The sequence below is a fragment of the Salinicoccus sp. RF5 genome (genome assembly GCF_020786625.1).
GTDB lineage: Bacteria > Bacillota > Bacilli > Staphylococcales > Salinicoccaceae > Salinicoccus.
Map to the genome: position 1 here is coordinate 142,594 of NZ_JAJGRC010000004.1, position 14,353 is coordinate 156,946.

15 protein-coding genes are annotated in these 14,353 nt (G+C 45.8%); 11 read left to right on the forward strand and 4 right to left on the reverse strand.

What is annotated here, in order from left to right; genetic code table 11:
- Window positions 1-88: 88 nt before the first annotated feature.
- Window positions 89-1,438: an alanine/glycine:cation symporter family protein gene (locus tag LLU09_RS11560; protein ID WP_228311859.1), complete on the forward strand. Its 1,350-nt coding sequence runs from the start codon at window positions 89-91 to the stop codon at window positions 1,436-1,438.
- 59 nt (window positions 1,439-1,497) lie between these two features.
- Here the strand turns inward: LLU09_RS11560 and LLU09_RS11565 are convergent, their stop codons facing one another.
- On the reverse strand, window positions 1,498-2,859 hold the full coding sequence (locus LLU09_RS11565; protein ID WP_228311860.1) for an MFS transporter: 1,362 nt from the start codon (window positions 2,857-2,859) through the stop codon (window positions 1,498-1,500).
- A 22-nt stretch (window positions 2,860-2,881) separates the two neighbouring features.
- Entirely contained in the window at window positions 2,882-3,985 is a 1,104-nt protein-coding gene (locus LLU09_RS11570) for a 5-methyltetrahydropteroyltriglutamate--homocysteine S-methyltransferase (RefSeq protein WP_228311861.1), read from the reverse strand.
- Between the two features lie 114 nt (window positions 3,986-4,099).
- Here LLU09_RS11570 and LLU09_RS11575 point away from each other — a divergent pair, with 114 nt between their 5' ends.
- The 3 genes from LLU09_RS11575 to LLU09_RS11585 all read left to right on the forward strand — a co-directional run bounded on the left by LLU09_RS11575 (window position 4,100) and on the right by LLU09_RS11585 (window position 6,177).
- Complete coding sequence (locus LLU09_RS11575) at window positions 4,100-5,008, forward strand: LysR family transcriptional regulator (RefSeq protein ID WP_228311862.1); 909 nt, start codon at window positions 4,100-4,102, stop codon at window positions 5,006-5,008.
- A gap of 101 nt (window positions 5,009-5,109) precedes the next feature.
- The gene (locus LLU09_RS11580; protein ID WP_228311863.1) at window positions 5,110-5,775 is read left to right on the forward strand and encodes an HAD family hydrolase; all 666 of its coding nucleotides are present in this window, start codon (window positions 5,110-5,112) and stop codon (window positions 5,773-5,775) included.
- 72 nt (window positions 5,776-5,847) lie between these two features.
- Complete coding sequence (locus LLU09_RS11585) at window positions 5,848-6,177, forward strand: hypothetical protein (protein ID WP_228311864.1); 330 nt, start codon at window positions 5,848-5,850, stop codon at window positions 6,175-6,177.
- A 20-nt stretch (window positions 6,178-6,197) separates the two neighbouring features.
- Here LLU09_RS11585 and LLU09_RS11590 read toward each other — a convergent pair whose 3' ends face one another.
- Window positions 6,198-6,380, reverse strand: a complete 183-nt coding sequence (locus LLU09_RS11590; RefSeq protein WP_228311865.1) for a hypothetical protein — start codon at window positions 6,378-6,380, stop codon at window positions 6,198-6,200.
- Window positions 6,381-6,633: 253 nt separating this feature from the next.
- On the opposite strand from LLU09_RS11590, the gene LLU09_RS11595 reads away from it, so the two are divergent.
- On the forward strand, window positions 6,634-8,142 hold the full coding sequence (locus LLU09_RS11595; protein ID WP_228311866.1) for a malate:quinone oxidoreductase: 1,509 nt from the start codon (window positions 6,634-6,636) through the stop codon (window positions 8,140-8,142).
- Between the two features lie 151 nt (window positions 8,143-8,293).
- Here LLU09_RS11595 and LLU09_RS11600 read toward each other — a convergent pair whose 3' ends face one another.
- Window positions 8,294-8,965 carry a DUF1129 domain-containing protein gene (locus LLU09_RS11600; protein ID WP_040105412.1) on the reverse strand — a complete coding sequence of 224 codons (672 nt, stop codon included), beginning with the start codon at window positions 8,963-8,965 and terminating at the stop codon, window positions 8,294-8,296.
- Between the two features lie 134 nt (window positions 8,966-9,099).
- Here LLU09_RS11600 and proC point away from each other — a divergent pair, with 134 nt between their 5' ends.
- The 6 genes from proC (at window position 9,100) to LLU09_RS11630 (ending at window position 14,346) form a co-directional block, all read left to right on the forward strand.
- Window positions 9,100-9,888, forward strand: coding sequence for a pyrroline-5-carboxylate reductase (gene proC / locus LLU09_RS11605; protein ID WP_228311867.1), 789 nt, complete (start codon window positions 9,100-9,102; stop codon window positions 9,886-9,888).
- Window positions 9,889-10,036: 148 nt separating this feature from the next.
- On the forward strand, window positions 10,037-10,972 hold the full coding sequence (locus LLU09_RS11610; protein WP_228311868.1) for a LysR family transcriptional regulator: 936 nt from the start codon (window positions 10,037-10,039) through the stop codon (window positions 10,970-10,972).
- A 119-nt stretch (window positions 10,973-11,091) separates the two neighbouring features.
- Entirely contained in the window at window positions 11,092-11,874 is a 783-nt protein-coding gene (locus LLU09_RS11615; protein WP_228311869.1) for an amino acid ABC transporter ATP-binding protein, read from the forward strand.
- A gap of 23 nt (window positions 11,875-11,897) precedes the next feature.
- On the forward strand, window positions 11,898-12,569 hold the full coding sequence (locus LLU09_RS11620; protein ID WP_040105409.1) for an amino acid ABC transporter permease: 672 nt from the start codon (window positions 11,898-11,900) through the stop codon (window positions 12,567-12,569).
- A gap of 164 nt (window positions 12,570-12,733) precedes the next feature.
- Window positions 12,734-14,080 carry an LLM class flavin-dependent oxidoreductase gene (locus LLU09_RS11625; RefSeq protein WP_228311870.1) on the forward strand — a complete coding sequence of 449 codons (1,347 nt, stop codon included), beginning with the start codon at window positions 12,734-12,736 and terminating at the stop codon, window positions 14,078-14,080.
- On the forward strand, window positions 14,077-14,346 hold the full coding sequence (locus LLU09_RS11630) for a glutaredoxin family protein (protein ID WP_040105407.1): 270 nt from the start codon (window positions 14,077-14,079) through the stop codon (window positions 14,344-14,346). The genes LLU09_RS11625 and LLU09_RS11630 overlap by 4 nt, the downstream gene beginning before the upstream one ends.
- The last annotated feature ends 7 nt before the right edge of the window (window positions 14,347-14,353 follow it).

Consider the following 14,353-nt stretch of genomic DNA (forward strand, 5'->3'; position numbering starts at 1 on the left):
GGCTTTTTATTATAAATACAGGTCCATTGACATTATCTGAATATTCTTATAGATTATAGGTGATGGACATTAAGGGGGAGGAATCATTATGGGAGAAAGGTTCGAGAATTTCACGGCCGATATCAGCGGTTTTGTCTGGGGTCTGCCTCTGATTATCCTTCTGGTGGGTACAGGCCTCTATTTGACGGTCAGACTTGCACTTTTTTCATTCCGGATGCTGCCTTATTCATTGAAGCTCGTATTCACTAAGGCCGATACGAAAAGCGAGGGGGATATCACCCATTTTCAGGCGCTGATGACGGCCCTTGCTGCGACTGTCGGCACAGGTAACGTGGTCGGGGTTGCGACTGCTGTAGTCATCGGAGGGCCGGGAGCGGTCTTCTGGATGTGGATCACTGCACTGGTCGGTATGGCGACGAAATATTCCGAGGGTGTGCTTGGGGTCAAATATCGTCAGAAGAATGCCAAAGGAGAAATGTCCGGCGGTCCGATGTATTATCTTGAGTATGGCCTCGGCCAGAAATGGCTCGGGGTGCTCTTTGCATTCTTTGCCGTGTTTGCTGCCATATTCGGAATCGGAAACATGATTCAGGCAAATGCGGCTTCAGGTGTTGCACTGGATGTGTTCAACATACCGGTATGGGTCACAGGGATCGTGTTCGCAGTCCTCATCGGGCTGGTTCTTATTGGTGGGGTAAAGAGCATCGGAAAGACGGCGAGTATACTCGTGCCATTCATGGTGGCCCTCTATCTGATAGCTGGAGTCCTTATACTTATGCTGCATATCGATCAGGTGCCTGCTGCCTTTGGTCTGATCTTTTCGGATGCCTTCAGCGGAAACGCCGTAGCAGGCGGTGCCCTTGGTACGGTCATAAGAATGGGTGTTGCACGCGGGCTCTTCTCGAACGAGGCGGGTCTTGGTACCGGTGGAATTGCGGCAGCGGCGGCACGTACAGATGTACCGCCGCGTCAGGCACTGGTATCCATGACGCAGGTCTTCATCGACACCATCATCGTATGTACGATTACAGGTGTGTCTCTGACGATGGCCGGACTCTACACAAGTGGAACAGAAGGAGCTGCATTGACAGCACAATCCTTCGATCAGCTGCTTCCAGGCTTCGGGGATATAATCGTCGCTGTTACACTGCTCACTTTCATCTTTTCCACGATACTTGGCTGGGGCTACTTTGGTGAAAAATGCTTTACTTATCTGGTCGGGGATAATTTCACATTGCTCTATAGGGTCATATTCGTCTTGGCCATCATCCCGGGTGCGACGATGTCACTTGGGACCGTGTGGAACCTTGGAGACATCTTCAATGGTCTGATGGCGGTGCCGAACCTGATCGGCCTGCTGCTTCTGTCCGGAGTGGTCGCTGCTGAGACGAAAGAATTCATCCACCTTAGAAAGAGGGAAAAACAGGAGATTGGATGACAATGAAAAAGTGCCCATCGGCTGATTCAGCCGATGGGCACTTTTTCAATTCACTGCAGCTATACGCTTGTCTCCGGGATATTATGTACTGCTTTTTTCTGTCTTTGCTGGACATGATTAGCATGACGTTCCTGGACGAGCAATAGAGCAACGCCGCCAATCAGACTCGGTACTGCAAAAGCGATGAAGGCGGTCTGGGGTGCGATATTAGTCATCAGTACAAACCCGATCAGAAGAGGTGCAGAGATGGAGCCCAGGCGTCCAATGCCTACAGCCATGCTCAGACCGGTACCTCTGATATCTGCAGGATAGAATGAACTGATGTACGGGTTGACAAGGTTCTGGGTACCCCCTGTACATGCACCGCCGATTGCGATGAGTACATATAACAGCACAGGCGCATGTGTGAGGCTCAATGCCACGAAAGTCAGCGCACCGATGAGATACATTGATAGAAGTACGTTGCGGTGGCCAACCCGGTCGACCAGGTAGCCTCCTGTCAATGATCCGACGATTTGCCCTACTGCCAGTATCATGACGAATGAAAGGCTTGAGGCGATGCCGAAACCGGACTCCTGCATGATGGCCGGCAGCCATGTATTGAGGCCATAGATCATCATGAGACAGCTGAACACCATGATCCAGAAGGCTACTGTAGTGCGTCCACGGCCATCCCTGAACAATCTGCCTGCAGGAACACCCTTGGCCGCTTTCGCCGCTCTTGTATATTCGAAACGGTCTGCAGCGCTGTAGTCCCCTTTGGGATCAGCCTGGTTCAGTATATGTGCCACCTGATCGCCCCTCCCCCTCGCTATGTAATATGGGAGGGATTCCGGGAACTGCTTCAGGAAGAAAGGAAGTGTGAATAGGGGAAGCACACCAAGCCAGTACATGAACCGCCATCCAAGCGTCTCCAGAAGACCCATGGCGATGAGGGAAGCCAGAATGGCTCCAATGGAATAGCCGCAATACATCACAGCGACCGTCATCGCCCTGTTCTTCTTAGGTGAATATTCGGTCATCAGAGAAATGACGACCGGCATCAGCCCGCCCATCCCCATGGAGGCGATGAAGCGCATGATGATGAAGAAGGTGGCATTTGGTGCAAATCCCGCAAGCATATTAAAGATGCTGATGAGTGCCAGACAGAGCGCAAGCACTCTTTTTCTTCCAAGCATATCGGAAAAGGAGCCGAGTATGAATGTGCCAAGCATCATCCCGATGAGTGCATAGCTGCCGATTGCCCCGCCTTCTGCCGAACTGAGGCCAAAATCATCCATCATCAACGGCAGTCCGATGCCATAAAGTGCGATGTCGAAACCGTCGAATGAAATCGCAAAGAAACACCAAAAGAAAACGAGCAGATGAAATTTATTGAACCTGCTCTGATCGATGACTTTTTCTACCTGTACTGTACGCATGGACTTCTTCCCTCCTCTTTTATCAGGACCAGACTTCCCTGGAAATCTCAACTACATGCTTCAGCTTGTTCCATTGCTCCTCTTCGGTCAGCAGGTTGCCTTCTTCAGTGGAAGCAAATCCGCATTGGGGGCTCAGGGCCAATTGTTCAAGCGGGACATATTCAGTTGCTTCCTGAATCCTTTTCTTGATTTCATCTTTATCTTCGAGTTCTCCATGTTTGGAAGTGATCAGTCCGAGGACGATGAATAGGTCATCACGGTTCACATGACGGAGGGGTTTGAAATCACCCGCACGGTCACTGTCGTATTCGAGGAAGAAACCATCAATGTCGAGCTCTCCGAAGATTTCTTTCGCAACAGGCTCATAGCCGCCGGAAGAAATCCAGGTGGAGCGGAAATTCCCACGGCATATGTGCATTGTGATCTTGAAGTCGTCTGGACGGTCAGCTACAGCTTTGTTGATGGTTTCCAGGTATTTCCTGATAAGATGGTCCGGATCGAGTCCTTTGTTCTTCATCTGTTCTTTCTGCTCGTCGGAACACAGGTAAGCCCATGCAGTATCATCGAGCTGGAGATAGCGGCATCCAGCCTTGTAGAAGGCATCCAATGCTTTTTTATAGGCGTTCGCCAGATCTTCGAAGAAAACTTCTTCATCAGGATATACAGCGGGATCGATTTCACCCCGGAAATGAAGCATACTTGGGCTTGGGATTGTGAATTTGGCTGTGTGCTCCCCTGCCTTCCCCTTAAGATATTCGAAATCACGCAGCATCGGATGGTCATTGAAGTCCAGTTTGCCTATAACTTTGATCGCTCTTGATTTAGTCGTCTTCTCTTTGAAGGCGATGCCATCGCCAGACCAGTAGCCCTCTACACCTGTAAGGCCTTCAAGAAAGTCGAAATGCCACCACGAACGGCGGAATTCCCCGTCTGTAACAGCCTCTAGGCCAAGGGCCTTCTGTTTTTCGACAATGCGTGCGATCTCTTCATCTTCAATGCGTTTCAGTTCTTCCGCATCCAATACACCTTCCGAGAACTTTCTTCTCGCATCCTTGACCTTTTCAGATCGCAGCAGACTTCCGACATGGTCCGCCCTATATATTTTCTGTTTCTTCAGTGTACTCATCTAATCCCTCTTTCAAATTGATATTGTTTAAATACTATCATGCGTATAAGATATAGAGTAACGGTTTATCTTTATAATCTGTTATAACCATAAGCTATATCGGAGGAGAATTGTATGAAGCTGCACCAATTGAAATACTTCATTGAAGTTGTACTGAGTGGTTCCATCAACGAGGCAGCCAGAAGACTTTATATATCACAGCCGACACTTTCCAAGGCAATCAAGGAACTGGAAAATGACTTGGGCATCGTCCTCTTCACCCGAACTTCTACAGGCATCTCCCTCTCTCCGGACGGGGCAGAATTTCTGAGTTATGCACGACAAATAAATGAACAGGTGGAACTGCTCGAAAGACGATATTTCGATACCGAACCTTCCCAGCAATTGTTCTCGGTCTCTTCCCAACATTATTCATTCGTAGTGGATGCTTTCGTGGAGATGATCCGTAAATATGGTGGCGACAAGTATCAATTTACGATCAGGGAGACAAGAACATATGAAATAATTGATGATGTGAAGAATTTGACAAGTGAAATAGGCGTCCTATACATCAGTGCGTTCAATGAAAAGGTGCTCCTGCAGTTGATAAAGGAAAAAGGATTGAAATTCACCCAATTGTTTGAAGCCCATCCCCATATATTCATCAGCAAGACCAACCCACTTGCGAAGAGGGACTCTGTAACACTGGAGGATCTCGATCCCTACCCACGCCTCGCCTTCGAGCAGGGGGAATACAATTCCTTCTACTATTCGGAAGAGGTGTTCAGTACCATACCGAGTCCAAAAAGCATTCAGGTGAGCGACCGTGCGACTTTATTCAATCTCCTAATCGGACTGGATGGATATACCATTTCTACAGGAATATTGAGCGAAGACCTGGACAGCTCTGAAATTGTACAGGTGCCCCTGGAAGTGGAAGATAAAATCAAAGTCGGCTGGGTCGTCAACAAAAAGGTAGAGCTCAGCCGTATGGCCAAGATCTACCTTGAAGAATTGAGTGCCACAACCCGGCACATGCTATAATGTTTCCCGTGAAACAACCGGTAAACAATTGACAGATGAATGTGTTAGAATGGACTATGAAGAATCAAGAAGAGACATTCCAGTAAGGAAGGATATATGATATGAAAGTGGCCTTGTTTGATTTTGATGGGACCCTGTATCCGTATGAAACATTCAATATTCTGATGGAGCGCCTTAAGCGTCATCCCAGATACAATAGAAACTACAAAAGGTTTGTGAGGAGGTTTGCCCCCATATATTTCTTCTACAAACTCAAATTGGTCAATAAAGCAACGATGCAGAGCAAAGCGATGGAATACTACATCCGCTCTTTCAAAAAGAATTCCCGGGGAGAGATAGAGTCTTTCTTCAAAGAGGTTGCCGGCGACATGATAGATGATCTGAGGACGCCTCTGATAAGGAAGATGAAGCAGCTGAAAAGGGACAACTATTATGTCATGCTGATTTCCGGCGCCTTCATCCCTTTACTTGAAGCGGTATTCCAGGGGCATGACATAGACTGCATAGTCGGATCGAAAATAAACTATGCTGGCGAGAAGCTGGATTCCAAGTCCCGCTTTGAACGCGTCTATGCCGATCGTAAAATTGATATCATCAGACAGCATTTTGCAGGTAAAGATGTAGATTGGAAGAATAGTGAGGCCTACAGTGACAGCTATGCAGATCTTAAGATGCTCGAGCTTGTAGGGAGGCCGGTTGCGGTGAAGCCGGATGAGAGGCTCATGGCAGTTGCCTCGAGAAACCGTTGGCAGATCCATACCGACTAGTCTCTAAAATTGGCAGGCTGGGCATGTAGAGTGGTAAAATGGATGGAAGAGAAATAAATGGAGTGTGATAAAGTGAGTTTGACGAGAATAGATACCGATGAACTGTATCCAACAGAAAAACTGGGTCCCGCTGTAGAAGGCACCATCATCTATAAGGTTGGAGAGCAGACCCATTTCAAGGGCGCCTACATTACGACGAGCGAGCGTATGATCATGAATGTTGATATGAATGGTGAATCATACAAGCGTGTATTCAGCTATCAGGATATTGTAAGAGCCATCATCGAGAACAACACCCTTTTCATAGAATTTCCGCAAGGAATGGGGAAAGTGGCGATGATTGATGTAACCGAAGGGGACATCAATGAATTTGTAGAGTATGTAAATCAAAAAGTGGGCTAACTGCCAAAGGCTCTGCAACATCAGTTTCCAGAGCCTTTAGTATCGTTGCCTTTTCTTTTTTTGAACTTGTCCAGGAGGAATCGTGCGCCCATGACAAGCATGTAGATGAATACGCCGCCGACGGCGTTTGCGAGATCAGTGATCAGGATCAGAAAGAGAAACAGCAGCAGAGGTGCAATTAGAAATACAGGTAGATACTTCATTCGGGGCTCCTAACTTTAATGGTATGTCACATTATTTTTGTAGCGTGTCATATTAATATATTATCCTTTTATATTCGTAGAAAAAGGAGTATAATTAACAAATAATAATAAATATTTCTACAACTGAATAACATTATAACATCTTGTATAAAGATGGTCGCGTTAATGAATCAAGATGCGCCTGAAGGACTTTAGACTAGCTTTTTTGGGAACATCTACATACTTGAATTTGATAAGGAGCTTTGAAGTTATTATGAACAGTGTAATGAACAAAACTGACGTCATCCTTATTGGTGGCGGAATCATGAGTGCGACTTTAGGTACGCTTCTAAAGGAAGTTGCACCTGAATGGGACATTGAAGTGTTTGAAAAGCTTGATTCAACAGCCCAGGAGAGTTCTGATGCGTGGAATAATGCTGGAACCGGACACTCGGCTCTGTGCGAATTGAATTACACACCTGAGCAGGCGGACGGCTCCTTGGATGTCACCAAGGCAATCCGCATCAATGAACAGTTCCAATTGTCCAAGCAGTTCTGGTCCCATCTTGTTGAAAAGGGAATGATGGAGAAACCCCAGGACTTCATTATGCCAGTCCCACATCTCAGCTTTGTAGAAGGGGAGAAGAATGTCCAATTTCTACAAAAGCGTGTGGAAGCGTTATCCAAAAACCCCCTGTTCGAGGGAATGGAATTTGCGGATGATGAGGAAACACTGAATAGATGGATTCCTTTGATGATGGAGGACCGTGCTTCCAAAGAGCCGATTGCCGCAACCCGTATCGAAACCGGTACTGATATCAACTTCGGTAATCTGACACGCAAACTGTTCGACCTCCTCGAGGAAAAGGGTGTATCGCTTAATCTCGGTCATGAAGTCGAAGATATCAGACGAACAAAAGGCGGAGAATGGCAGGTCAAAGTCAGGAACCTCGCAACAGACAAAGTCGAATACCATACTTCGAAGTTCATCTTTATCGGTGCCGGGGGAGGCAGCCTCCCACTGCTTCAAAAAACAGGCATACCGGAGTCGAAGAATATAGGCGGCTTCCCGGTCAGTGGTCTTTTTATGGTGTGCCAGAATCCTGAAGTCGTGGAGAAGCACAATGCGAAAGTATATGGGAAAGCGAAAGTTGGAGCACCTCCAATGTCAGTCCCCCATTTGGATACACGCTACATTGAAGGGAAGAAATCGCTGCTCTTCGGACCGTTTGCAGGCTTTTCACCCAAGTTCCTCAAAACCGGCTCCTATTTCGACCTCATTGGGTCTGTGAAGCCGAATAATGTATTTACCATGCTGTCTGCAGGGGCCAAAGAGATGGGTCTGACGAAATATCTGATCCAGCAGGTCATGCAGTCGAATGAAGACAGGATGGAGGACTTAAGGGAATTCATCCCATCGGCCAAAAGTGAGGACTGGGATATCGTAGTGGCCGGACAGCGTGTACAGGTCATCAAGGATACGGATAAAGGCGGTAAGGGTACACTTCAGTTCGGCACTGAAGTCATTACTGCAGAAGACGGTTCTGTCGCAGCCCTGCTTGGTGCCTCACCAGGCGCTTCTGTCTCTGTAGATGTCATGCTCGATGTAATGCAGCGTTGCTTCCCTCAGGAATTTCCTGAGTGGGAGGATAAAATAAAAGAAATGGTGCCTTCCTATGGAATCAACCTCTCCGAACAGCCGGAGAAGTTCAAGGAACTGAATGAAATGGTTTCTGACAAACTGGATTTGAAACCTCAAGAAGAAGGCGCACTGCTCAGCTAGAGAAAAGCCCTGGATCTTATAAGGTCCAGGGCTTTTCTGGTCCTGCTGTTTCTCATGGAACAAATATTAAAGTTCATGCATCAAGTTCAAGAAAGTCTTTATGGGGTAACAATATAACGCCATGCGATACAAAATTTCATATCGCATGGCGTTATTTCTTTCTATAAAACCCTAGTATACCAAGGGCTAGTAGGATAATGCCAAGCAATACTATCAAAAACATATTCACTTCGAATGATGGCCCCGAATCTATAGAAGTGAGGAGGATATTGAGGAACATATAAAGGAGGAAGAAGCCGAATCCGATCAGAAAGTACAGCCCATACTCTTTCCAGGCAGGCCATGCCTTGAAAGCAATTTGACGGAAGGTATGAAATATAGCGTATATGAATCCTATTACCAGAGCTGCTGTAATAATCATTTCGAGAGTGAATTGAATGACGACGAGTGTAGTGCTCAATGCCGCACTGTCAATCAGTCTGAAAAATATCTGGATCAGATAATCGAATATTAAGTTCAAACCGACTAGTATGAGAGCCAGGAAGCTTGCCAGTCTTAATATGTTCCTTTGAGGAAGCTTTTCGATGAGGCTGTCGGCGTATGCGCGATAGTCCTCTCCAGTAACGGAAGTTATACTCCCTCCCTCTCTTTGGGTTTGAATGATCTTCTTCAGTAATGTATTGAGTGCTGCTTCTGTTTCATGGCTTTCTGAGCTAGTATTCACCCGTATATATATGAGGATATCTTCATAAACTTTTTTGTATCTCGGATCAAGTTTTTCGTGCAGCTTTCTATTTTCTTTGGTGAGATTCTTTTCTGCCATATCTGTGCCCCTCCTGTTGGATGTGTGCCCATTTGGGGACAATTATATCACCTGGAACATTTTATATAAATTATAAGCCATCGGGAGTCAGGCGTGTTAAAATGTTCAATAAAGTCTAAGGGGATGAAGTGCATATGAGTTATAGAATTGGATTCATCGGCGCCGGTAAGATGGTCAATCACATTGTCAAAGGTCTGTTGAAAAGTCCGGAGATGAAAGATGATATCATCGTCACCGGCAGAAACCAGCAGAAACTTGATAAATTCAATGAAGGAAAAGGAATAGAAGTAAGTACCGATTATAGTCTGCTGTCTGAATGCGATATTATCGTCAATGGTGTAAGTTCGGACCAGACACTTCATGTTTTCAACGAAGTGAGAGCTTACACAAGAGAAGATGCAATCCATATCTCCATCGCAGCAGGTGTATCAATTGATGAAATGGAGACGATCCTCCCACAGCATAAGATTGTAAGGAATATGCCTAATATCGCTGTATCTGTCCAGGAGGGCGTGATAGTAATGGCGGCCAACGCCCATATTTCGGATGAAGATAAGGAAACCCTTGATGAAATATTTAACCGGATTGCTGCGGTGGCATGGGTGGAGGAACCTTTGATGAAATATGCACCTTCGCTTACGGGGTCTTCTCCTACCTATACTTTCCTGATGATAGAGGCAATGGCGGACAAGGCGGTGAGCGCAGGCTTTCCACGCCAGCAGGCCTATATGCTGGCAGCCCAAGCTGTGGTGGGGGCAGGGAAACTTGTGCTGGAAACAGAATCCCATCCAGCAGTTCTGAAGGATCAGATTACTACATCAGGAGGATCCACCATACAGGGTGTTATGGAACTTGAGAATAACGGCTTCAGAAAAAGTGTTATTCAGGCAATGGAAGCGATAAATAATGCAAATAAAAAATAGCAGAACTTTGACCTGCTACCTCCTAAGTTTACAGATGAAATATAAAATCTGTAAACTTAGGAGGTTTTTTGTCTGTATGGATAATCAATTGTGCTGTTTACTTTTTTAAATCATATCTATATAATAGGATATTAAATATCGAACAATTGTGATTTCTTGTGAAAAGAGTGGTGCTATGAATATTGATAATATAGAAGCATTTGTTTTTGTTAATCATTTTGGAAGTATAAATAAAGCATCCAAGGCATTATTTCTTTCCCAACCATCTGTCACATCAAGGATCAAATCCCTTGAACGGGAACTGGATGCAGAACTGTTCAGACGTGTCGGGAGACAACTGACCATTACCGATAAAGGAATGGAGTTTCTGCCATTTGCGGAAAATATCATACGCACGATGAAAAAAGGGAAGGCACATCTTCAGAATATGGAAGAGAAGAACGAAATAACCATCGCATGTTCCGGCCTTGTCTCTTTCTATCTGGTTCCAAGACTGATGGCGATGTTCAAAGAACGTTTTCCCGACCAGAAGTTTAGAATTATGACAGAGACAAGTGAAACGGTTGCACGGATGGTGTCGGATGGGGAGGCTGATTATGGTTTTGCCAGCAATGTTTCCCAGACGAAATTGAATGCGGAAAGGGTGATTGAGAGCCCTATACGACTCATTGTTCCTTCGGATCATCCTTTTGCTGACGGAGGGGCGATCGATATTGAACGGCTGGTTGAAACACCCATCGTGTTTTTTGAATGTGGCTCCCTCGACTGGACAATGGTCCATAATCTGTTTTTGAGCCTGAAGGAACAGCCGGATATACAGTACGAAGTAGATAGTATGGAATCTGCTAAAGGGATTATTCTGAACAGGGCAGCTATTGGCTTTCTTCCGGAACTCAGTGTGTATAGGGAACTGGAAGAAGGCTCCCTTGCAGCAATCGATGTTCCGGCTCTGTCACATGTTTCGTTAAAAACTGATCTGATTCATCATAATGACATCCACATTGACGACTTTGATGAGATGGTCGCCATCATCAGGAAAGCGGCTTCCCAGAAGCCTGGAGTATCCCCCCTCTCTTACATATAGAAACCCTCTATAAGAGGAGAGGAGAATAACTATAAGTATTATCTTGAAGCACCTGTAGCAGGGTGCTATACTTAAAAACATTAATCATATTAAAAAGGTATGGATTTGGAGGTTGCCATATGATCAGAGTTTCTGGATTGAAGAAGTCATTCAATAACAACGAAGTATTGAAGGGTATAAGTTTTCAAGTAGACGAAGGAGAAACCGTGGCCATCATCGGTCCTTCAGGCTCAGGTAAATCAACGTTGCTCAGGTGTCTGAATTACCTTGAGAGGCCGGAGGCAGGAAGTATTGAAGTGGGAGAAGTAGCCATTGATGCAGAAAAACCGAAGAAGGCCGTGGTTAACCAGTTGAGGATGCAGACCTCCATGGTTTTTCAACATTATAATCTGTTTAAAAATAAAACTGTGCTGGAGAATATCACTTATCCGCTGACGGCCACAAAAAAGTATCGCAGAGGAGAGGCGGAGACTGTTGGACAAAATCTTTTGGAACAGGTGGGCATTCTTGATAAACAGGAAGCATATCCGATATCCCTATCAGGCGGGCAGCAGCAGCGGGTCGGTATTGCCCGGGCATTAGCTGTAGATCCGCATGCCATCCTTTTCGATGAACCAACTTCCTCCCTTGACCCCGAATGGGTTGGAGAGGTACTCAATGTCATCTCGGATATTGCTCAAAAGGATAAGACGATGTTGATTGTTACACACGAAATGAATTTTGCAAGAGATATCGCAGATCGAGTCATTTTCATGGCAGACGGCTATATTGTCGAAGAAGGCAAACCGGAAGATATATTCGACAACCCGCAGCATGAACGGACGAGAAGATTCCTCAGCAAGTATGGCAGACAGGTTTCTACAGAGAATAATAAAGAAGAGCCTGCACTGGTGATGGCTTAACTGGATGGAAGGGAGGAACCATAATGAATTTTGATTTAGCCTATATGCTTGAAATCATTCCGGAACTGCTGGTATACATACCAATCACATTATACTTGGCAATTGTATCGATGATCATTGCAGTGGCCATAGGTGTGGTGCTTTCGCTGCTTCTCGTCAACAAAACTCCCGTGTTACTGCAACTCTCCAAACTTTACATTTCTTTCTTCCGAGGAACTCCTGTGCTCGTGCAGTTGTTGATGATCTACTTCGGCCTGCCCCAGTTGTTCCCCTGGCTGAATTCATTATCAGCTGTGAATGCAGCCATCATTGCCTTCAGCCTTAATACTTCAGCATATCTGGCGGAAATATTCAGGGCTGCATTGATATCCGTGGACAAGGGCCAGACGGAAGCGGCGATATCAACTGGCCTAACATATCGCCAGGCAGTATGGGGCATTGTTCTGCCGCAGGCAGTAAGAAATGCAGTGCCGGCTACAGGAAACATGTTTATCGGATTGATAAAGAACTCCTCTTTGGCCTTCACAATCGGTGTAACCGAGTTGCTCGCACAAGGGAAACTGCTCGCTACAGCGACACTGCAGTTCTTTGAAGCCTATCTTGCAGTCGGAATCATCTACTGGGGTATGACGATCATATACAGTTGGGTGCAACGATGGTATGAGGCGAGGATCAACAGGCCTTATGAAGTCTGAGCATGGCATTACGGTCAATCTCGGTCTTAACTGTCATGAAGAATCAATTTTTATAATGACACTATAACGTCGTTTTAAATTCATCAAGGAACTCTTGCCTCATATGGATGATTTCCTTTAATAGTCTGCAGACAGAGAAACAAAAATATGAAAGTGGTGATTGCATGACAAAGAAAAAAATAAAGCTGGGTGTGCTGATACAGGGGCCGGGATCACATCCGACGTCCTGGAGGTCAGAGGATGCTGTTATAGATGGCAGTATCAATTTCAAACATTATTTGAATGTGACACAAAAGGCAGAAGATGCAGGGTTTGCTTTCATGTTCATCGCAGATGGTCTTCATATCAACAAACATTCCATACCCCATTTTCTCAATCGCTTTGAACCAATGACCCTGCTCTCGGCATTGGCGCCTGTGACTTCGAAGATCGGGCTCGCCGGTACTGTATCGACTACATACAGTGAGCCGTATAATGTGGCGCGACAGCTTGCGAGTATTGACAATATAAGTGGCGGCAGGGCCGGATGGAACGTCGTTACATCGCCATTGGAAGGCAGCGCGGACAATTTCAACAAGGGCAATCATCCGGAACACTCTCTAAGATATCGAATGGCCAGCGAGTATGTGGAAGTGGTGCAGGGCCTTTGGGATTCCTATGAAGATGATGCGTTTGTCAGGAATCGCGAATCAGGCGAGTTTCTGGATGAAACAAAACTTCATACGCTGGGATATGAAGGAGAATTCTTTAAAGTGAAGGGTCCGTTGAATATCCAGCGCTCCCCGCAGGGGCAGCCTGTCATCTTTCAGGCCGGAGCGTCCAAGACGGGCCAAGATTTTGCGGCGAAGTATGGAGAAGCAATTTTCACCCACGCCAACAGTATTGAAAAAAATCGGGAATACTACAGCACGTTAAAAAATAAGGCGATAGAAGCAGGAAGGAAAGCAGAAGATATTCTCATCTTCCCATCACTTTCTCCGATTATTGCCCCGACAGAGCAGGAAGCTGAACAAAGGTATGAACAGATTAAGAATTTGATATCCATCGATAAGGCGTTGGAAGTGCTCGGAAGGTTCTTTGATCATTATGATTTTTCTGCCCACCCCCTCGATGAACCTTTCCCGGATATTGGAGAGGTTGGAAAGAACAGTTTCAGGTCAACGACTGATAATATTAAAGAGAAGGCGGAAAAAGAAGCATTGACGCTTCGGGAAGTTGCTTTGCAGGTGGCTTCTCCAAAAGATCCGTTCTATGGAAGCTACGAAGATGTCGCTTCCCGTATGATTGAGTGGATAGAAGAAGGAGCCGCTGACGGTTTTATGCTGAACCCACAAGTATTTGACGGGCAGTTCGACGAATTTATAGAAAATGTGCTTCCCATACTGGAAGATAGAGGATATTATGAACGTCAATATATCGGCGATACACTGAGAGAAAATCTGGGACTCGGGTTCAAGGAGAACCGTTACACAAGAGAGGTCCATAAAAGGGATAAGGAGGAAGTAAAATGAATAAAAAAGTGAATGTGCTGGTCTGGTCTAAGCAGGGCTGCTCCTACTGTGAAGAAGTGAAGCAGTATTTGGAAGAAAATCATTTCGATTATCAGGCTATAGATGTAACAGAAAACGACCATCTAAGGGATATCCTTGATGTAAAATATGGGATACGCCATGTGCCTGTGGTGGAAGTAGGCTTCGGCAACCGGTATGATGCCGTTACAGAAGTGGGGATAGACGCGTTGGAAGACACACTCAAACATTACAGGCTGTCGGTCTAGAAAGGGT